The sequence below is a fragment of the Streptomyces sp. NBC_00386 genome (genome assembly GCF_036063235.1).
Classification (GTDB): Bacteria; Actinomycetota; Actinomycetes; order Streptomycetales; family Streptomycetaceae; genus Streptomyces.
The window spans coordinates 2,142,653-2,163,048 of record NZ_CP107950.1; the positions used below are offsets into that span (position 1 = coordinate 2,142,653).

The 20,396-nt window shown below is 71.9% G+C and carries 15 protein-coding genes and 2 pseudogenes; 4 read left to right on the forward strand and 13 right to left on the reverse strand.

Annotated elements, in window-relative coordinates; genetic code table 11:
• Positions 1–257: 257 nt before the first annotated feature.
• Positions 258–419: pseudogene (locus OG780_RS09385) on the forward strand (IS630 family transposase); the annotation flags it as partial.
• A gap of 2 nt (positions 420–421) precedes the next feature.
• Here the strand turns inward: OG780_RS09385 and OG780_RS09390 are convergent.
• Together OG780_RS09390 and OG780_RS09395 are read right to left on the reverse strand one after the other, a co-directional pair.
• Positions 422–1,993: a hypothetical protein gene (locus OG780_RS09390; protein WP_328446572.1), complete on the reverse strand. Its 1,572-nt coding sequence runs from the start codon at positions 1,991–1,993 to the stop codon at positions 422–424.
• 418 nt (positions 1,994–2,411) lie between these two features.
• Positions 2,412–2,666, reverse strand: coding sequence for a helix-turn-helix domain-containing protein (locus OG780_RS09395; protein ID WP_328446574.1), 255 nt, complete (start codon positions 2,664–2,666; stop codon positions 2,412–2,414).
• A 32-nt stretch (positions 2,667–2,698) separates the two neighbouring features.
• On the opposite strand from OG780_RS09395, the gene map reads away from it, so the two are divergent.
• Positions 2,699–3,466 (forward strand): type I methionyl aminopeptidase, encoded by a 768-nt coding sequence (map, locus tag OG780_RS09400; RefSeq protein WP_328446576.1) that lies wholly within the window; start codon positions 2,699–2,701, stop codon positions 3,464–3,466.
• A gap of 153 nt (positions 3,467–3,619) precedes the next feature.
• Here the strand turns inward: map and ggt are convergent, their stop codons facing one another.
• Positions 3,620–5,437 carry a gamma-glutamyltransferase gene (gene ggt, locus OG780_RS09405; protein ID WP_328446578.1) on the reverse strand — a complete coding sequence of 606 codons (1,818 nt, stop codon included), beginning with the start codon at positions 5,435–5,437 and terminating at the stop codon, positions 3,620–3,622.
• Positions 5,438–5,540: 103 nt separating this feature from the next.
• On the opposite strand from ggt, the gene OG780_RS09410 reads away from it, so the two are divergent.
• Both OG780_RS09410 and OG780_RS09415 read left to right on the forward strand, forming a co-directional pair.
• Positions 5,541–6,365 carry a hypothetical protein gene (locus tag OG780_RS09410; protein ID WP_328446580.1) on the forward strand — a complete coding sequence of 275 codons (825 nt, stop codon included), beginning with the start codon at positions 5,541–5,543 and terminating at the stop codon, positions 6,363–6,365.
• Between the two features lie 186 nt (positions 6,366–6,551).
• A complete protein-coding gene (locus OG780_RS09415; RefSeq protein ID WP_328446582.1) occupies positions 6,552–8,126 on the forward strand; it encodes an alpha/beta fold hydrolase in 1,575 nt (524 codons plus the stop codon).
• A 48-nt stretch (positions 8,127–8,174) separates the two neighbouring features.
• On the opposite strand, the pseudogene OG780_RS09420 reads toward OG780_RS09415, so the two are convergent.
• The 10 genes and pseudogenes from OG780_RS09420 to OG780_RS09465 all read right to left on the reverse strand — a co-directional run.
• Positions 8,175–8,417: pseudogene (locus OG780_RS09420) on the reverse strand (amino acid ABC transporter permease); the annotation flags it as partial.
• 256 nt (positions 8,418–8,673) lie between these two features.
• A complete protein-coding gene (locus OG780_RS09425; protein WP_328446584.1) occupies positions 8,674–8,796 on the reverse strand; it encodes a hypothetical protein in 123 nt (40 codons plus the stop codon).
• Between the two features lie 152 nt (positions 8,797–8,948).
• Positions 8,949–9,389 (reverse strand): DUF6278 family protein, encoded by a 441-nt coding sequence (locus OG780_RS09430; protein WP_328446587.1) that lies wholly within the window; start codon positions 9,387–9,389, stop codon positions 8,949–8,951.
• Between the two features lie 230 nt (positions 9,390–9,619).
• Positions 9,620–10,399: an exodeoxyribonuclease III gene (locus tag OG780_RS09435; RefSeq protein ID WP_328446591.1), complete on the reverse strand. Its 780-nt coding sequence runs from the start codon at positions 10,397–10,399 to the stop codon at positions 9,620–9,622.
• A gap of 144 nt (positions 10,400–10,543) precedes the next feature.
• Positions 10,544–11,179, reverse strand: coding sequence for an MBL fold metallo-hydrolase (locus tag OG780_RS09440; RefSeq protein ID WP_328446593.1), 636 nt, complete (start codon positions 11,177–11,179; stop codon positions 10,544–10,546).
• 70 nt (positions 11,180–11,249) lie between these two features.
• Positions 11,250–12,545 (reverse strand): bifunctional 3-oxoadipate enol-lactonase/4-carboxymuconolactone decarboxylase PcaDC, encoded by a 1,296-nt coding sequence (pcaDC, locus tag OG780_RS09445; protein WP_328446595.1) that lies wholly within the window; start codon positions 12,543–12,545, stop codon positions 11,250–11,252.
• A 425-nt stretch (positions 12,546–12,970) separates the two neighbouring features.
• The gene (locus OG780_RS09450; protein WP_443062141.1) at positions 12,971–14,680 is read right to left on the reverse strand and encodes an SWIM zinc finger family protein; all 1,710 of its coding nucleotides are present in this window, start codon (positions 14,678–14,680) and stop codon (positions 12,971–12,973) included.
• A gap of 740 nt (positions 14,681–15,420) precedes the next feature.
• Entirely contained in the window at positions 15,421–18,405 is a 2,985-nt protein-coding gene (locus tag OG780_RS09455; protein ID WP_328446597.1) for a DEAD/DEAH box helicase, read from the reverse strand.
• Positions 18,406–18,559: 154 nt separating this feature from the next.
• The gene (locus tag OG780_RS09460) at positions 18,560–19,141 is read right to left on the reverse strand and encodes a sugar kinase (protein ID WP_328446599.1); all 582 of its coding nucleotides are present in this window, start codon (positions 19,139–19,141) and stop codon (positions 18,560–18,562) included.
• Entirely contained in the window at positions 19,138–20,325 is a 1,188-nt protein-coding gene (locus tag OG780_RS09465) for an ROK family glucokinase (protein WP_328446601.1), read from the reverse strand. The genes OG780_RS09460 and OG780_RS09465 overlap by 4 nt, the downstream gene beginning before the upstream one ends.
• Positions 20,326–20,396 lie beyond the last annotated feature (71 nt).

Genomic DNA, 20,396 nt, shown 5'->3' on the forward strand with positions numbered 1-20,396 from the left:
CTCGACGAGCGAGGCCCCAGCCGCGAGGCCCGCCGGCCGTGAGGTGCCAGCCATGAGGTGCCAGCCGTCGAGGAACAGAGGTCGGACCTGAAGGCTTGGACTTCAGGCTCAGACCTCAACTCAGACCTCAGACCTAAGCTCAGATCTCGGACCCCAGACCCCAGACCCCAGACCTCAGTACAGCTCAGGCAAAAAGGCTGGTGTGACCGACCCTCGGGGTGCTCATACCGGTCGTTCGAGCTGTCCAAGGATCGCAGTTCATCGAGAAGGTCCGCGACGTCGCCGGACTGTATCTGGACCCGCCCGAGCGGGCCATCGTCCTCTGCGTGGACGAGAAGTCGCAGATCCAGGCGCTGGATCGGTCGGCACCTGTGCTGCCGAAGATGCCGGGCATGCCCGAGCGCCGCACCCACGACTACGGTCAACCCGACGCCAGCTGTTCCGCTATCTCCTTGATCCAACCAGCGGTCTTCGCCGGGTCATTGAGGGTGTCCGCCCACGTTTCCGGTTCCAGCTTGTGGTTGGCGGGGCCTGATTTGAGAGCGATGAGGAGGGCCCTCGCGGATTCCCTCATCTCGGCCGTTGTGCTGCCGCTGCCTCGGATGTCGGGACCCGCCGCCAAGGCATAGATCTCGCGCGCCATGGCCTGGCGTTCGCCCTTCGACACCTTCTGCCAGAACTTCAGGGCGTGCTTCAGCGATTCATTGCGGGATGCGGCCTCCGCCGGGGTCTCGCCCTCGGGCGCCCAGTGCTCAGGGTGACGGACCTCTTCGTAGCGCTTCGTGGCGGCGCGGAGCGCCTTGTACAGGGTGACGCCGAGAACGAGGCCGGCCCCGGCCCCGGCGAGGCCCCATCCGACCGGGTTGCTCGCCAGCCCGGCCGTTCCCGCCGCGACCGCCGTCACGACGCCGGCCGCGGCCTTGGTGGATTCGCCCAGCGCGCCGCCGACCGTCTCCTTGCCGATCTTGGTGAGCTGCTTCTTCTTCGCGTACTCCTGCACCGTGCTCAGCTTTTCCACGTCTCTCTCTGCGCGCTGGAGGCTCTCGGCGGCGTCACGGGCTTCACCCATCGCCTCCCAGGCGGCGTCGATGGCCTCGGAAACGAGCTCCAGCCGTCCCTCGCCCTCGTGGTCCCAGTAGGCATCCAGCGCGACGTACGCCTCCGCCGCGGCCCAGTCGGCCTGCTCCCGTGACTCGTTCAGCCGGGCCAGTGACCCCGCTTGGACGAGATGGGGATCTCCGAGCGCCTTCACCTTCTGGTACTTGCGGGCCGCTCCCCCGACTCGGAAGGCTGCCCGTATTCCCTTGATCGCGCCGACGGAGGCGCTGGCGATACCGCTCGCCTCGGACGCCACCGCGGCGTCCGCCGCCTTCTGGAGCTTGGTCACCTCCTTGGCGATTCCGGCGCTGTAGCTTGCCGAACCGGCGGCTCCGACGACCGCGTCGGTCCCCTTGGTCTTGGCCTTCTTCTTCGCCGTGTGGTGGCCGGCCCCGGTCTCGTGCTTCTTGGCGTCCTGCATGTTCTTGTAAGCGTCCATGCCATTGACCACGGTGCCGGCGACCTCCGTGAGGAGGTTCCCCGACGCGGCGGAGGTCCCCGAGGCGGCGGCGGAGTGCTTGAGACCCTCGTTGGCCGTGGCGGCGGCCTGCTGGGTGAAGCCCGCGTTGGTGGGGGTCTGGACGCCCTTGATGAAGGTGTCGATGGGCTCGAGATTCTTCTTGAACCTGTCCAGGAGCCCGGCGATCTGGTCGCGATAGTTCTTCTTCGCTCCGGCGGGCGCACCGCCGGCCTCCGGCGCCTTCCCCTTCCCCTTGTCCGCGCCCCTGGCACGCTGCACCGCCGCGGTCGTGGCCCGGTTGCCGGCGCTGGACTGCATCTGGAGGAAGGCGTGCTCCACCGAGTTTCCGGACGGACTCCCTCCCCGACGCTGCCGGGCCGACGTCGGGACGGCTGCAGACTGCCGTGTCGGGGTGCGGTGGACCGGGGTGCTCATGGACGTTACCTCTCCTGCTGCCGGAACCAGGCGAGGCGAAGATAGCCAGGTGCGGCCAACAGACGGGGTGCAGTGGGGAAACTCTTCGGGGATGCCGTGAAGCACGTTGCGGGAGAACCGGTCTCGCGGGAGTGACGGCGTCGGGTGTCGTACCGGTTCGGTCAGCGGAATACGTCGAGGCGCGCGCCGAGTTCGCCGGACCGGTGTTTTCGGCCCTGGAGCGTTTCGCGGACGTCGCGTCGAAGCAGGCGCAACCGTCGTACACATGGGACGACAGGGCCCCAGGGAACCGCTCGGAACGGGATCGCACCCCCGAGCCATCAGGAGGCCCTGCCCTCATGCGCGTACCGCCGGAGGATCACCCGCCCAGGAACCCCGTTCGACCCGCATGTTCCAAGATCGGTTGAGGTACGGCTTCTCAGGCCGCCGGCACCAGCGCGCACCGCACGACGATCTCGTCCATCGAGAGCCCGAGGGCCCGCGCCAGCGCGGCGACCGTGAAGAAGGCCGGGGTGGGCGCGCGCCCGGTCTCGATCTTGCGCAGGGTCTCCGCGGAGATTCCCGCCACCCCCGCGATGTCCGCCATGCTGCGGCCGGCGCGGGCTTCGCGCAGCAGCCGTCCGAGCCGCTCGCCGCGTTCGTGCTCTTCGGGGGTCAGTGGAGTTCGCACCATGACCCCATTCTAATACCGGTATAGTAATTGGCATGGTGGAACTGAAGACCGACACATCGATCGACGAGATGTACGCGGCCGGCCAGGTCGTGGGCAGGGCACTCACCGCGGTGCGCGAGGCCGCCGACGTGGGCGTCTCCCTGCTGGAGCTGGACGAGGTGGCGCACCAGGTCCTGCGCGACGCGGGCGCGACGTCGCCCTTCCTCGGCTATCACCCCTCCTTCGCGCCCACGCCCTTCCCCGCGGTCGTCTGCGCCTCCGTGAACGAGGCGATCGTGCACGGCATCCCGACGGGCTACCGGCTGCGCGACGGAGACCTGGTCTCCATCGACTTCGGCGCCGAACTGGGCGGCTGGGTGGGCGACTCGGCGATCAGCTTCATCGTGGGCAAGCCGCGCGCCGCCGACGCGCGGCTCGTGGAGACCGCGGAGCGGGCCCTGGCCGCGGGGATCGAGGCGGCCGTCGTGGGCAACCGCATCGGGGACATCGCGCACGCCATCGGCACGGTGTGCCGGGCGGCCGGGTACGGGATCCCGGACGGGTTCGGCGGCCACGGCATCGGGCGCCGGATGCACGAGGACCCGGGCGTCCCGAACGAGGGCCGCCCGGGACGCGGGCTGCCGCTGCGGCACGGCATGGTCCTCGCCATCGAGCCGATGCTCATCGGCGGCGGCACGGACGGTTACCACGCGGCCCCCGACGGCTGGACGCTGCGCACGAACGACGGCTCCCGTGCGGCGCACGCGGAGCACACGGTGGCCATCACGGACTCGGGTCCGCGCATCCTGACGGCGCGCTGACCGCTCGGGCCCCTGCCGGCCGCGGGGCGGGGGACGATTCCTGCCCCGCGGCACGAGTGCCGCGCACCGACGCCGGTCCCAGGGTTCAGGACCGCCGAGGCGTGGCGGCCGGACTCCGGGACGCGGGCCACGCGGACCCTGGCCACACGGACCCTAGGACGCGGGCCGCACGACCATGGCCGAGCCTCCGCCCCGCCGGACCTTCTCCGCCGCGGCCAGCCACGTACCGTTCGCGAGTCGCTGGACGCCCGTGGCCGCGCCGATCTCCGGGTTGACCTTGAAGGAGTGGCCGATGGCTTCGAGCCCGGCCCTCGACGGGCTGTCGTACAGGCCCGGTTCGAGCTCGGTCTGGGCGGCGTTGCGCTGGCTGGCGCGCGGCGCGGCGATCGCGTCGACCAGCGGCAGTCCGCGGTCGACGAACTCGGTCAGGGTCTGGAGCACGGTCGTGATGATGCTCGCGCCCCCGGGTGAACCGAGCGCCACGACAGGCCTGTTGTACCGGTCGAGGACGATGGTCGGCGAGATCGACGAGCGCGGCCGCTTGCCGGGACCGGGCAGATTGGGGTCGTGCACGGCCGGGTTGGCCGGTGCGAACGAGAAGTCCGTCAGTTCGTTGTTGAGGAGGAAGCCGCGCCCTGGGACGGTGATCCCGCTGCCGCCGGTCTGTTCGATGGTCAGGGTGTAGGCGACGACGTTGCCCCATTTGTCGGCCACCGTCAGATGGGTCGTGTTCTCGCCCTCGTACGTCGTCGGGGCGGCCGTACCGGCACTGCCGCAGGCTGCGGGACTGCTCGGGTCGCCCGGCGCGAGCGGGCTCGACAGCACCGCGTCGTCCTTGATGAGACAGGCCCGGCCGTCCGCGTACTTCTGCGAGAGAAGCCCCTTCGCCGGTACGTCCTCGAACGCCGGGTCGCCCACCCAGCGGCCCCGGTCGGCGAAGGCGATCCTGCTCGCCTCGATGAAGTGGTGCAGGTACTGCGTCTCGCTCGCCTTCGAAAGGTCCGTCCCCTCCAGGATGTTGAGCGCCTCGCCGACGGTGGTGCCGCCGGAGGAGGAGGGAGCGATCGAGTAGACGTTCAGACCGCGGTACGAAGTCCTGGTGGGCGCCTGGCGCTTCGCCCCGTAGGCCGCGAGGTCCCTCAGCGACAGCTTGCCGGGCCGGGCGTCGTAGCCGGACGCCGGGTCCACGGGCGGCTTGTTCACGGTGCCGACGATCTCCCGGCCGAGATCGCCGGTGTACAGCTCACGTGTGCCCTTCCTGCCCAACTCCTCGTACGTGCGGGCCAGATCGGGGTTCTTGAAGGTCGATCCGACGACCGGCAGCGAGCCGCCGGGCAGGAAGAGCTTCGCCGTGTCGGGGAAGTTCGCGAAGCGGGCCCGGTTCGACTCGGTCTGTGCGCGGAAGGTCGAGTCGACCGTGAACCCGGAGCGGGCGATGCGCTCGGCCGGCTCCAGGACGCTGCCCAGGCGTCTGCTGCCCCATGAGTCCAGAGCCGTCTGCCAGGTGGCGGGCGTGCCCGGTGTGCCCACGCTCAGCCCGCTGGTGACGGCGTCCGCGAAGGCGAGCGGCTTGCCGTTCTCCAGGAACAGCCCGGAGTCGGCGGTCAGGGGTGCCGTCTCGCGTCCGTCGATCGTGTGCACCGTACGGGACTTGGCGTCGTAGTAGACGAAGTAGCCGCCCCCGCCGATGCCGGACGAGTAGGGCTCGGTGACACCGAGGGCCGCCGCCGTGGCGACGGCCGCGTCGACGGCGTTGCCGCCCTTCTTCAGCACCTCGATGCCCGCGGCGGAGGCGTCGGCGTCCACACTCGACACGGCACCTCCGTACCCGACCGCGACGGGCACCTTCGCGACGGGCGTCCCCGCGGCCGTGCCCGCCGCCGGAGCCCCGGGCGGCGCCGCCGCACCCACCAATGCCGTCGCGGCCGAAACAGCCAGGACCGTCAGATTCCGTGCAAGAGGACGTCGCATCAATACCTCCAGTCAACAGCCGTCTGCGCAGCGTAACTTCACCACGGTGGCCACGTCAGGCCCCCTCGAACACGATTCCGTGGGCCCGCTAGCATGCGCGCACATGAATGACGACGTGCGCAACATCGTCCTCGGCGTCCTGGCCGCAGGCATCAGTGCCTCGCTCGGCTGGCTCGCCCGCACCTACCTGTGGAAGCGCAAGCTCCGCCGCAAGCAGGCGTTCTTCGGGCTGCCCGACAACTCCGAGTCGCTGCTCGTGGTGAACCGCGAGGCGGGCGGTCCCGAGCTCACGGTGGTGCGTCACGACGTGTTCGCGCTTCTCGAACTGTCCGCCCTGATCAAGGACTGTGGCGCGCACGCCCAGGTGATCGCGCACGACGCGACCCAGCAGGGCTTCGGCGAACGCACGGAGTTCTGCGTGGGCGGACCGGCGTCGAACCGGCGCATGGCCGCGCATCTGCAGTCCCTGCTGCCCGGCGTACAGGTCAACGTGGACTCCGGACGGGGGCCCGACCGGGGCGCCTTCCAGATCGACAGCGAGCGCTACCGCCTGGAGTCGGGCCAGGCCGAGTACGTCATCCTCGCCCGGCTGACCGCAGGCCAGAGCCGTGACGCGAGACCGGTCTTCCTCTTCTGCGGCCAGCGCGCGATCACCAACCAGGCCGCGAGCCGCTATCTCGCCCGCAACCACGCACGCCTCGCCCGCAAGCACGGCGGCAACAGCTTCGTCCTGCTCCTGAAGGTCGTGAACTCCCAGGCGTACGGCCCCGATGTCGTCGAGGTCGTCGCGGACGTCACCCGCGCGGCCCAGGCCCCGCTGCCGACGCCGCCGGCACTGGACCCGGCGCCGGACCCGGCATCGGATTCCGGCCAGGACGGGGAGGCCTCGCCGAAGCCGGCCACGCCCCGGGCACGCCGGCGTACGTGATGCCCGGTTCGCCGACGCGGGCGCTTTCCGGCCGTTCACGGCGGCCCACTCCGGCGAGGTTTGAACGGATGGAAATGAACACTTCAACAATCGTTACTCGCACGTAACTTACCGGCGGGTTACTTCGAGTAAGCCGTCGCGGTTACCGTCGGGTCACCTTGCACTGACCAAGTGAGGAGTGACCCGTTGGGAAACGGTCGCAACCCCCTGCGCACTTCCGCCGTCGGCGCCGTCTCGGCGACGCTGATCGCCGCCGCGGGCCTGGGCCTGGCACCCGCCGCCCAGGCCGCCGACAGCTCGGGCGGTGTCCGCTTCGTCGACATCTCCGGCGACGGCGGTACCACCCTCAAGGCCAACGTCGTCACCCCTGCGGGAGCGGACGCCACCCGCACCTATCCGCTCATCGTGCTGCCCACGAGCTGGGGCCTGCCGCAGGTCGAGTACCTCGCACAGGCCCAGAAGCTGGCGAACTCCGGCTATGTGGTCGTCAGTTACAACGTCCGCGGCTTCTGGCAGTCGGGCGGCGAGATCGACGTCGCCGGCCCCCGTGACACCGCCGACGTGTCCAAAGTGATCGACTGGGCTCTCGCCAACACCCCAGCCGACGCGAGGAAGGTGGGCGTGGCGGGCGTCTCGTACGGCGCCGGGATCAGCCTGCTGGCCGCCGCGCACGACAAGCGCATCAAGGCAGTCGCCGCCCTGAGCGGCTGGGCCGATCTGACCACGTCGATCTACTCCGGCCGCACCGAACACGTCCAGGCGGCCGCGCTGCTGGACGGAGTCGGGCACATCACGGGCCACCCCAGCGCCGAGACCCAGCAGGTGTTCAAGGACTTCTTCGGCTCGAATCTGTCGAAGGAGCAGGACCTGATCGACTGGGGGAAGAAACGTTCCCCCGAGACGCACGTCGACCAGCTCGACAAGAACGGCCCCGCCGTCTTCCTGGCCAACACCTGGGGCGACACGATCTTCTCGGCCAACCAGTACGCCAAGTTCTACGAGGAACTGACCGGGCCCAAGCGGCTGGAGTTCCGTCCCGGCGACCACGCCACCGCCGAGATGACCGGCCTGTTCGGGCTTCCCAACGACGTGTGGACCGACACCGGCCGCTGGTTCGACCACTATCTGGCGGGCAAGGACAACGGCATCGACCGCGAACAGCCGGTGCAGCTCAAGTCCCGTTCCACGGGCGGCTACGAGGGCTACCCGGACTGGAAGTCGGTCGGCGCGGCCTCGCGGAAGATCGCCCTGGAGGGCACCACCAGGATCCACACGAACGTCGACTCGGGCGCGGACGGCGGGGTCATCTTCCTGTCCAGCATCCTCGACCAGCTCACCCGGATCCCGCCGATGGCCTCGATCCCCCTGCTGCCCCGCTACTGGACCGCGGTGTGGCAGTCGGAGAAGTCCACGGGCGTCCAGCGCGTACGAGGCACCGTCAAACTCCACACCACGGTCACCGGCACCAAGGAGAGCGGCACGTTCATCGCCTATCTCTACGACGTGGGCCCGCTCGGCATCGGCAAGCTGGTCAGCAACGCGCCGTACACCTTCCACGGGCGGACGCCCGGCGAGCCGTTCGGCGTGGACCTGGACCTGTTCTCCACGGCCTACGACGTCCCGGCCGGACACCGTCTCGCCGTGGTCGTCGACACGGTCGACCCGCTGTACATCGAGCACAACCCGTCCGGCGCGCAGCTGACCTTCTCCTCGCCGGAGCACGACCCGTCCTACGTGTCGGTACCCCTGCGCGAGCAGTGATCTCCGGCTGGCGCCGGCCGGGCCTGGCCCTGTGAGCTGCTGCTCCCCCTACCGTGTCGGGGCCGTGGGGGGTACCCCACCCGGCAGCAGCGTCCCTGGTTCGGCCGGAGCCACGTCCACGGCCTCGGTCTCGGGACTGCGCCGCTCCCGCCCGTACGCCCGTGGGGCGGACCAGGAGAGCGGCACACACATCCCGATGCGGATCGGCGAGCTCGCCGTCACCACGGGGATGAACGGCAAATCGTAGTCGAGGATCGCCGCGATCAGCCTCCCGGGCCCGAGGAAGTCCTCGCGGGCGCGGAGCGCGGTCCTCTGCCGCGTGCCCGTCGCCGACGGGAGTCGCCGCCGGTGCGGGCATCGGCGGCGACTCCCGCACGGTGGCGCCCGGCGGGTCTCCCCCGGACGGCACGTGATCGCCGTGCGCCGGGCCGCCTTGCCTCCGGCGGCCAGGCGCACGGGCTCGTGCACCCACCGACGGGTTGGCGGGTTCGGGTACGGATTCCTTCGTGTCACGCGGCAGTTGAGGATCTTTCCGGCGGGCCGGTGATCAGGACCACCTCTCCTTGCCGAAGGCGAGGTCGTCGTCCTGCGGAACATACGGCTCCCCGAAGTGCGTGGTGACGTCGTACAGGTCGATCAAGGGATCGACGGCCGTGCCGGTCCAGCCCATGGTCGACTGTGGCCGGGCACCGCAAACTATCGACGCAAATCGGTACTTAACGGTCGACACGCACGTCGGGTCATTAGCCGTATTTGAGGCTGGATGAAGAACGGATCACGACACCGCGGGCGGTCACCGGAACGCTCCGCCGGGCCCTCGGGTCAGGCTTCCGTGGCCTCGGCGTACATCTGGGACAGCTCGGGAACGCCCTGCACGGCCCAGTCGAGGCCGGCCTCGACGACCGGGATCTCACGGCCCGAGGGGAGCCGGACGGCCGGACTGCCGCCGGGCCAGACGTGCCAGGAGGCACCCGGCACCGTGCGCACCACGACGGTGCCGAGATAGAGACCGGCGTCGTTCCCGAGCCAGGGCAGCGCCTCGGGGTCGTCGCGCCACAACGGCAGAAGCTGGTCCAGGGCCACCAACGAGTCCGGGGTGTCGTCGAGTTCGAGGCCGACGGCCGCCGCCTGGGAACGGAGCAGTTCGCACTCCGAGAACAGCTCGGCCACACCCACCGGGTCGTCCTCGAAAGCCCTGGCGAGGGGACGGTCCCGCCGCACCGGCTGCCGTTTGAGCAGCTTGTCCAAGAAGGGGATGTTCATGACCGGCCTCTCCGTGGGGTGCGATCGTCGAAGCTCCGCGTTCCCGGTATGTGAACAAAATGTAGCTCGCGGCATTTCATCACAGAATCAGGCAGATCATGACGCCCCGAGGAACACGCCTCGGGCCTCCACCGGTTTCCCGAGTCGTCCATGGAGAAGGATGCCCGCAATCGCGAGGCCGAATGCCTGTGCCGGCCGCCCGGCCCTCACCCCGCCGGGACGCGCCCTTCCTAGACGTCCAGGTCCACCACGACCGGCGCGTGGTCCGAGGCGCCCTTGCCCTTGCGCTCCTCGCGGTCCACGTAGGCGTCCTTGACCGCCGTCGAGAACGCCTCGTTGCCGTAGACGAGGTCGATGCGCATGCCGCGGTTCTTCGGGAAGCAGAGCTGGCGGTAGTCCCAGTACGTGTACGGGTGCTCGTACTTGAGCGGGCGCGGGACCACGTCCGTCAGGCCCTCCTCGCGCAGGGCGGCCAGTGCGGCACGCTCTGCCGGGGTGACATGGGTCAGGCCCTCGAACGCGGCCACGTCGTAGACGTCGTCGTCCGTGGGCGCCACGTTGTAGTCGCCCAGCACCGCGAAGGGGCGGCCGCCCGCCGCGTCGCCCGCCACCGCCGCTCCCAGGGCCTCGAACCACTGGAGCTTGTACGCGTAGTGAGCGTGGTCCACCTCGCGGCCGTTCGGCACGTACACCGACCAGACACGGACCGGGCCGCAGGTCGCGGAGACGGCCCGGGGTTCTTCCACGCCCTCGTACACGGGACCGCCGGGCAGGCCCCTGACCACGTCCTCCAGGCCGACTCGGGAGATCACCGCCACGCCGTTCCACCGTCCCGTGGCGTTCACGGCCGCCTCATATCCCAGCTCGCGCAGTTGTTCGACCGGGAACTGCTCGGCGGCGACCTTGGCCTCCTGGAGGCACAGCACGTCCGTGCCGCTGCTCTCCAGCCAGGCCAGCACCCTCGGGAGACGGGCGGTGATCGAGTTCACGTTCCAGGTGGCGATGCGCATGCCTCACAACCTACCGGGCGGGTACGACAACGGGTCCGCCGAAGACACTCCGTGCCGTCGGTTCACCACCGGGACGACACGGAGCGGCAAGGAGCGGCATGAAGCGGCACGGGTTCGGGTGCTGCCCGGTCGGGCGCTGCCGGATCAGACCTCCGCCGACGCTCCCGGCGTGAGCCGCAGGTGCTCGGAACCGCCGAGGGTGCCGATCTGGTGATCGTAGATCGGCCGGGCGAGGTCCGTGAGCAGGGCGTCGTGGATGTCGTACGCGCGTTGCGGCTTGACCTCGCGGACGTACTCGATGACCTCGGAGATCTTGTTCCACGGGGCCATCACGGGGAGCATCAGCGTCTCGACCGGCTGGTCGGGGACGGTCAGGGCGTCCCCGGGGTGGAAGACGCGGCCGCCGTCGACGAGATAGCCGACGTTGGTGATGCGCGGGATGTCCGGGTGGATCACGGCGTGCAGTTCGCCGTGCACCTGGACGTCGAAACCGGCGGCGGTGAAGGTGTCGCCGTGGCCGACGGTGTGCACCCGGCCGGGGAAGGCGGCGGAGACCTGCTCCGCCACCGACCGCAGCGTCCAGATCTCCGCCGCCGGGTTGGCCTCCATGCCGGCCCGAAGGCGGTCCTCGTTGAAGTGGTCGAGGTGCTCGTGCGTGACCAGGATCGCGTCCGCTCCGACGGCCGCGTCCTCCTCCGTGAAGGTCCCCGGGTCGATGACGAGCACACGCCCGTCCTTCTCGAGTCGAATGCAGGCATGCGACTTCTTCGTGAGCTTCATGGGTCCATCCTCCCCCTCTCGGCACCGGGGAGGGCTGCCGAGAGGGGTGCTCCCACTACCAGGCTCAAGATCACTCCTGGGGTGTGGTCTCCTCCCGGATGACCTGCTGCGCCACCTTGAAGGCGCTGTTGGCGGCCGGAACACCGCAGTACACGGCCGCCTGGAGCAGCACCTCCTTGATCTCCACCGGGGTGAGACCGTTGCGCAGGGCGGCGCGGGTGTGGACGGCCAGCTCGTCGAGATGGCCGCCCGCGACCAGGGCGGTCAGCGTCACACAGCTGCGCGAACGCCGGTCGAGTCCGGGCCGGTCCCAGATCTCGCCCCACGCGTACCGGGTGACGAACTCCTGGAAGTCCCCGGAGAACTCGTCCGCCGAGGCCAGCGCCCCGTCCACGTGCGCGTCCCCCAGCACCTCGCGGCGCACCTTGATCCCGACGTCGTAGGGATCCTGCCACCCCATGGGCTCGGGCTCGACGGGGGCCGGGGCGATCTCGGCGAAGGGCCCGACCGGTGGCGGAGCCGCCTGCACGGGGTATGCCGGCGCGGCCGGGACCGCCATCTGCCCGGTGGACGAGTCGAAGACGGGCAGCCAGGCGCTGGAGAAGTGCCGCACGAGCAGATCCGTGACGGCGGCGGGCTGCTCCACGGGAACCAGGTGCGAGGCACCGGGGACGACCGCGAGGCGGGCATCCGGTATTCCGGCGACCAGCGTGCGCGCCTCCGCCGGCCCGGTGACCTGGTCGTCGGAGCCGGCCAGGACGAGGGTGGGAACACCCACCATGCCCAGTTCGCCCCGCACGTCGAAGGCGGCGAGCGCCTCACAGGCCGCGATGTAGCAGCCGGGGTCGGTGGTGCGCACCATCTGCACGGCCCACTCGGTGATCGCGGGCTGGGCCGCCGCGAAACCGCTGGTGAACCAGCGTTCGGGCGCGGTGCGGGCGATCGGGTCCAGGCCGTTCGACCTCACGACCACCCCACGCTGACGGAACTCGTCGGCCGTACCGAAACGGGGCGAGGCCGCGATCAGCGCGAGGGAGGCCACGCGCTCGGGACGGCGCAGCGCCAGTTCGAGTCCGATGGCCCCGCCGAACGCGCAGCCCGCGTACCCGAAATGCTGGATGCCGAGCCGGTCGAGCGTGGCCAGCAGTCGCCCGGCGAGCTCGGCCACCGATCCGGCCGGATACGCGGGCGCTCCGCCGTGTCCCGGCAGATCGAACCGGAAGATCCGCCAACTCTTCGCGAGCTCCGGGACCTGCCTGTCCCACATGTGCCAGGTGGTGCCGAGCGAGGGTCCGAGTATGAGGACCGGAGCGTCTTCCGGGCCGTCGAGGCGGTACTGGAGGGCAGGGGTCTTCGTCTCACTCACCGCCCCACGCTAGCTTCCGGGCCCGTTCGGACGGAAATGGGGGCCGTTCGTCCACGGTGCCCCCACCAGGCCGCCACATGTGTACACACCATGGCAGGACCTCCGTCGATAGGCCCGCCGGACCGGAAAGAAGCCGGAAAGGGGCTGGACCGGACCGAACTGGATCACGAAAGACCGAATCAACTTCGGAAAGGAACAGCCAGGGACTGCTGGCAAACGGCTGACAACGGCTGGGAACGGACCGCCCAGGAACGGCTCGGCACGCGCAGAAACGCCTCGGGGCGCGCCTGTGCCCGTGTCGGTGTCCGGGGTCCGGCGGCCATGCCGGGCCCCGGTGACCGTGCCGGGGCCGCTGCGGGCCGGTGTCGGGACCGCTGCGGGCCGGTGTCGGGACCGACCCGCCGGTCCGGGGAATCTCGTGTGCGTCAGAGCTCGCCCGGTGCGCCGAGGCCCGTCAGGGCGCCGACCGGGTCGAGGTCCGGGGTGCCGCGGGGCCACCAGTCGTCATGGCCCGGCTCGGACTCGTAGGCGTACCACAGGCCGTTGCGGCCGAGGCGGAGCTGGGCGTGGCCGCGCGGGTGGGTGAGGTGGTTGCGCCAGGGGCGGAAGGCGGGGAAGTCGGCGGCCATCAGCAGCGGCCGGGCCCGGTCGAACCGGCCCGCCGGAGGGTCCCAGGGTTCCTCCAGCACGGCGAGCGCCTCGAATCCGCCCTGGCGCCAGGCGGCGACCGCCCGTGCCAGATCGACCGACGTACGGCCGGTCGCGGACGCGAGTGAGGAGTAGAGGGCGCGGGTGGCGGCCGTGAGCCCCGACCCGGGGCGGGCCGCCGCGATGCGCACCGCGTCCTGCCAGAGCGTCAGTTCCGCGACCGGATCGCGGCCCGAGGTGAGCAGCGCGTACGCGCGAGCGGCCGCGTCCGTGGCCAGCTGGTCCAGCGCGAAGGCGTCCGGGCCGCCCGGCACGCCCGGGTAGGCCGGCGGCTGTTCGGGATGCGCGGGCGGCGGCAGCGGAGCGGGCAGGGGCGGCAGCACGCGTCGTGCCAGGGCGTCACGGGCGCGTACGCCGGCCGGTTGTGCCGGTTCCCGGTCCTGGGCCGCGCGGGCCGCGCGGGTGGCGTTGCGCCGGGACAGCGCGTCGAGCAGCTCGCGCTCTCCGCGGCCGCGCAACAGGAACAGGACGAACGGGTCCTGGTCCAGCAGTCGCGCCGTCTGGTAGCAGAGTGCGGCCGCGTGCTTGCAGGGGTGGCCGAAGTCCGGGCAGCTGCAGTGCGGTTCGAGCTCGCCGGGGTCGGGAAGCAGTTCGACACCGCAGTCCGCGAGCGACTTGGGCATCTCCTTGTCGAGCAGCGCCGCGATGTGTCCGGGCCGCTCGGCGGCGGCGTCGAGAAAACGGTCCCAGTCGCCGTCGGTCAGCGTCCGCACCCTGACCTGGACGCGGTACGGCCGTGGCCGGCTCCCGTGCACATAGGCGAGCACCAGACCCGGTGTGACGGTGACGGCGTCGACGTGGCCGTGCCCGGCGTACGTCCGCCCGCGCGCCAGCCGCGCCGCGTCGAGCGCCCCTTCCTCCAACGCCGTGACCCACGCGTTGCCCCACCATGTCTCCGCGAACCGGCCGCCCTCCTCCCGGGCCCGCGCGGCGAAGGCGGGGAAGGTCCGGCGCATCTCACCGTCACGGCCCGGGGACGCCATGGAACGAGGGCGCCGTTCAGCGGGGACGGCCGCCTCCGGGTCTCGCGCCCCGGTGCTCGACGACGCGAAGGACTCGGTGAAGGGCTCGGGAGCGGGGGCCTCGGAGGTGAAGGGCTCAAGGCCGGAAGAGTCGGCGGTGACGGGCTCGGTGGCCGCCCGCGCCTCGCTCTCGGGCGCGGGGTTCGCGGCGTGCACGGCGTCCGTGAGGTGCTCGGGACGCACGGTGTCACCCGGGTGCACGGGCCGCGCGATCCGGCCGGGGTTCCGGTCGCGCGTCGCCTCGCCGGTGCCGTCGGCGGGGTGGGACGGCTGCCCGGGCCGGGCGGGGTCCGGCGGCTGCTCGCCGGTGTCGGCGGTGACGTCAGGGGGCAGCCGGAAGGCGTTCGCGAGCAGATCGCGAAGGTCCCGCTCCTGGGACGCCCGTTCCCTGGAGACGGAGTGCACGGGATTGCGCCGCCCCCGTGCACCGGCGCCGGATGTCCTGTCCGGCCGACGCCTCGGGCCGGCTCCCTTGCCGTCGGTGGTCCCCTCCCCGCTGCCGTCCGTCCCCTCGGACCGAAGCCGCCTCGCCTCGTCCCGCGCTGCACGCAGCGCCTCGCGCGCGATGTCGCCGGGGCGGGCGCCTCCCTGGGGCCGCGCATCGGAACGACCGGTCGTGGCGGGCTCCCCGGACGCCGGATGCCCTGTCGGTGTCCCGTCGGGGCTCTTCCCCGAGCCGGCCTCGGCGGCATCCTCGGACACCGGAAGCGGCGCGTCGCTCGCCGCCGCCCTTCGCAGAGCCTCGCGCGCCACGTCGCCCGGCCTCGCCCCCGGAGCGGACGCCCTCGCGGGTACCCCGGATGCCTGGGCCGCGGGGGCCACAGGGGCCACAGTGGACGTCACGGGTGACACAGACGGCACAGACGGCACAGACGGCACCGGCAGATCGGAGGGCGTGGACGACACGGACCTTGTGTCCGCCGCCGCCTCACGCTCAGCACCCGCACCCGCGCCCGCACCCGCACCCGCACCCGCACCCGCATGATCGTCGGCCGCCGCGGCCAGCCGTGCGGCGCGCAGTGCCCGACGGGCCTCGTCGGCGGGGCGGTCTCCGGTGACGGGACGGGGCAGACCCGGCCCGGCGCCCTCGGCCGGTTCGCCGGCCTCGGTCCCGGGCATGCAGGGCTCCTCCGCCTCGGTCCCGCTCATGACGGCCTCCGGAGCGAGACGAGGTCCGACAGCTCGCGGTCGGTGAGCTCCGTCAGGGACGCCTCGCCGGAGCCGAGGATCGCTTCGGCGAGGGCCCGCTTCGCTTCGAGCATCTCGGCGATCCGGTCCTCGACCGTGCCCTCGGTGATGAGCCGGTGCACCTGGACGGGCTGGGTCTGGCCGATGCGGTAGGCCCGGTCGGTGGCCTGCTCCTCGACGGCGGGGTTCCACCAGCGGTCGAAGTGGACGACATGGCCGGCGCGGGTGAGGTTCAGGCCGGTGCCGGCGGCCTTGAGCGACAGCACCAGGACGGGGGTCTCCCCGCTCTGGAAGCGGTCCACCATGTGCTCGCGGTCGGCGACCGGCGTTCCGCCGTGCAGGAGTTCGACCGGGACGGCGCGGGCGGTCAGATGGGCCGTGATGAGGCGGGCCATGCCGACGTACTGCGTGAAGACGATCGCCGAGCCGTCCTCGGCGAGCAGGGTGTCCAACAGTTCGTCGAGCAGGGCCAGTTTGCCCGAACGGGAGGGGGTCCCCTGTGCGGCCGCCCGCGCGTCCTCCTTCAGGAACAGGGCCGGGTGGTCGCAGATCTGTTTGAGGGAGGTCAGCAGCTTGAGGACCAGTCCCCGGCGGGCGATGCCGTCGGTGGTCTCGATCGCCAGCAGGGATTCGCGGACCACCGCCTCGTACAGGGAGGCCTGTTCGCGGGTGAGCGGGACGGGGTGGTCCGTCTCCGTCTTCGGCGGGAGTTCGGGGACGATGCCGGGGTCGGACTTCTTGCGGCGGAGCAGGAACGGGCGGATCAGCCGGGCGAGCCGGGCCACGGCCTCCTCGTCCTCGCCGTTCTCCACGGCGCGCGCGTGCCGGGCGCGGAAGGACTTGAGGGGGCCGAGCAGACCCGGGGTCGTCCAGTCCAGCAGAGCCCACAGTTCGGAGAGGTTGTTCTCCACGGGGGTGCCGGTGAGCGCGACGCGCGCGGGCGCCGGGATCGTCCGCAGGGCCTTCGCCGTCGCCGAGTACGGGTTCTTGACGTGCTGCGCCTCGTCCGCGACGACCATGCCCCAGCGCTGTTCGGCGAGGTGGGCGGCGGCCGAACGCATCGTGCCGTACGTGGTGAGGACGAAGCCGCCGTCGAGACCGTCGAGGGTGCGGTCGGGGCCGTGGAACCGGCGCACGGGGACGCCGGGCGCGAAACGGGTGATCTCCCGCTGCCAGTTGCCGAGGAGCGACGCGGGGCAGACCACCAGCGTCGGTTCGCTGCGGGCCCGCTTCAGGTGGAGCGCGATGAGTGTGACGGTCTTGCCGAGGCCCATGTCGTCGGCGAGGCAGCCGCCGAGGCCGAGGGAGGTCATGAGGTCCAGCCAGGCGAGCCCGCGGAGTTGGTAGTCCCGCAGGCGGGCGTCCAGGCCGGGCGGGGGCTCGACGGGGGTCACACCCGCCGTGAGGCGGTCGCGCAGGGTGGCGAGGGCCCCGACCGGGACCGCCTCGACGGTCTCCCCGTCGACCTCCGCGGTTCCGGTGAGCGCGACGGACAGGGCGTCCACCGGGTCGAGCAGGCCCAGTTCGCGCTTGCGGGCCTTGCGGACCAGGGCGGGGTCGACCAGGACCCACTGGTCGCGCAGCCGGACGACCGGCCGGTGGGCCTCGGCCAGCGCGTCCATCTCCGCCTCGCTGAGCGGATCTCCGCCGAGGGCCAACTGCCAGCGGAACTGGAGGAGTTCCTCGCTCTCGAAGAACCCGGTCCCGTCGGTCGCCGAACCGGGCGCGGGACGTACCACCGCGGCGGCGCTCAGGTCGTGCGCCAGGTCCCGGGGCCAGTGCACGGCGACACCGGCGGCGCCGAGCCGGGTCGCCACGACCCCGAGCAGGTCCGACAGCTCGTCCTCGGAGAGGGCGAGCACATCGGGCACGTCCTGTTCGGACAGTCGGTCGAGGGGTGGCCAGACCCGGGCGGCGCGACGGACGGCGAGGGCGGCGTCGACGCGGGCGCGGGGTCCGAACACCGTGTCGGCGTCCCCGGCCCACAGGGCGGCCGCGTCGACGACGAGGGTGGGGTCGGCGAGGCTGTGCACCTGGACGACGGCGGCGCCCGCGCGCCGCGCCCCCTCTCCGTCGTCGAAGAGCTGGTGGGCGGAGAGGTCCAGGCGCAGCGAGATCCGCACGCCCGCGTCCATGCCGGCGGCGACCTCGGCGGCCCAGTCGTGGGCGCCCGCGAGCCGCTGCGGCTCGCGGGCCGCGAAGGGTTTGCCGCAGGTGTAGGGCGCGGCGGGGGTGCGGGGCAGGGTGTCGGCGACCGCGTCCAGGAAGGACCGCACCAGGGCTTCCGGTTCGGGCAGGCGGACCGGTCCCCTGCCGGGCAGGGGGACGGCGTGTCCCTCGTACGGGAGGGCCGCGGCGACGGACCGCAGGTGGGCGATGTCGTCCGGGTTCAGGGGACCCGCGCGCCAGGCGTCGAAGCCGTCGGGGGTGAGCCCCGGCAGCAGGCGGCCGCGGGCGACGAGGCGCAGCGCGTGCAGCGCGGCGGCGCCCCAGCACACGGTGGCGGGATGGGCTCCGGGGTCGCGCCGCGCCCCGGCGAGCACGGGCAGGGCTTCGCCGACGGAGAGGATCAGGGCGGGGACGGTGCTCCTGCGGACGCCCGAGCCGTGCGGCCGTACGACCGTCAGTTCCGTGTGCTCGCGCGCGGACGTTCGCGTGCCGGGCGACGTCGCTCCGTCGGGGTGCTCCCCCGGCCGCGGGCCGTCCACGTCGTCGCCGGCGGGCAGGGGTTCGCCCCGCGGGTCCCAGAACGCGACGCGTCCTTCGCGGGGCAGCGGCGCGGGCAGGAAGACGGCGGCGAGCCGCACGGAGGGCGGTTGGTCGGCCGGCGGCCGCGTGAGGTCCCGCGGCCGGGGATCCGCCGCGGACGCGGAGGGTGCCCATGCCGAAGGCGCGCCCGCGGAAGGCACCCGCGCGGTCACCGCTTCCGCCGTGTCCCGCATACGCCCGGTCACCTCCCGCCCGTCGGTCGAATCAGTTGTCCTCGACTCTACGGGCGGGGTCTGACAACCGGCTCCCACGACCACGGCGGGCGGCGCCGGACCCGTCCGGGCCGGGACGCGCAGAACCGAGGCACGGGATCGTGAGCGGGACGGGCTACGGAATCGTGCGCGAGACGATGTACACCATGGGGTGGTCCGTCTGGGAACCGTTCACGACGATGTCCTGGGTGGGTGCGGGGTCCTTCTGCTTGTGCACGAGTCCCCACCAGGGGCCGGGGCCCGTGAAGTCCCACCCGACGACCTTCTGATTGCGGTCGCTGATGGTGATGTGGTCCTTCTTCAGGGCGGAACGGCTCGTGCCGACGCCCTTGAGGAAGGCGTCGAGACCCACCTGGGTGGTGCCGAACTGGACGTACAGCCGGCTGGTCTTCCAGTTGTTCGTCTCGTAGTACGCGACGTCGGTCGATTTTCCGGGGATGGGCACCTGGTAGAGGCGGCGCTGGACACGCGAGGGCCAGCCCGAGGTGAGGCCGGTCGCCGAGTACTTCTCCTCCTTGTCCTTGCCGCTGTTGCGGCTCTGGTCGGCGGAGATCACCAGGTAACCGGCCGGTACGCCGATGAGCAGCACGATGATCAGCAGCGTCAGCGCGCGGCGGCGGAACTTGTGGCGCGGGTCCTCGGGCGGCCGCCGGGGCTCGTCCGGGGATGTCGCCTGACGGGGGAGAGAGGCGGTCACCGCGACTCCTGCTGCGTCGTGCGGCGGGTCTCGGCGTAGCGCTCGTACCGCTCGTAGCGCTCCACGCGGCGCCGCTTGGCACGCCGGAAGCGGCGGGCGACGAGCCGCGCGAGGTCGGCGGCCCCGACCATGCCGGCCTCGGGGCCGAGCTGGGCGCGCGCGATCCGCGCCTCGGGGCGGTAGCCGCGGCCCGTGAGGTGCCGGCGGAAGGCGTCGCGGGCGGGTCCGATCAGCAGGTCGTCGGCCGCGCTCACACCGCCGCCGATGACGAAGCAGGAGGGGTCCAGGGCGGCGGCCAGATTGGCGATGCCGACGCCGAGCCACTGACCGATGTCCTGGAGGAGTTCGACGCACATGGCGTCGCCCTCGCGTGCCAGCTCGGTGATCATCGGGCCGGTGATGTCCCCGATGTTGCCCTTGACGTGCTCGATGATCCCGAAGGCCACCGGGGAGTCGGCGGCGGCGAGTTCACGGGCCTCGCGGACGAGTGCGTTGCCGGAGCTGTACTGCTCCCAGCAGCCGCGGTTGCCGCACGGGCAGCGGTGGCCGCCGGGCACGACCTGCATGTGGCCGAACTCTCCGGCGACCCCGAACTTGCCGCGCTTGACCTGGCCGTCCTCCAGGATCGCGCCCCCGATGCCGGTACCGAGCGTGATCATCACGAGGTGGTCCTCGCCGCGCCCGGCGCCGAAGCGCCACTCGGCCCAGGCGGCGGCGTTGGCGTCGTTGTCGACCAGGACCGGCACCGCGAGCCGCCCGGCGAGGCGGTCGCGCAGCGGCTCGTTGCGCCAGGACAGGTGGGGGGCGAACAGGATGCGGCTGCGCTCGGCGTCGACCCAGCCGGCCGCGCCGATGCCGACGGCGTGCACGTCGTGCCGGTCGGAGAGGTCCAGCACCAGCTCGACGATGGTGTCCTCGACGACCTTGGGGCTCTTGGACTTGTCCGGCGTCTCGGCGCGGACCTTCTCCAGGATGTTGCCGTCGGCGTCCACCACACCCGCCATCACCTTCGTGCCACCGATGTCGATGCCGACGGTGGGGACGCGGGGTGCCGTCAGATGGGAACGGCGCTCGCGTGTGCCCACGGTCCGCAGGACGGTGGCCCGCGCGGAGCCGATGGGGGTGCCCCCCGCGCGAGCGGAGCCGAGAGCTCGGGGCAGCGCGAGGTCGCGGTAGGTGCTCATCGCGCCGATTCTGCCTTACGCCGCACCGGGGCCGCACCGTGGAAGCGCGGTGACACATGTGACCTGTGGGC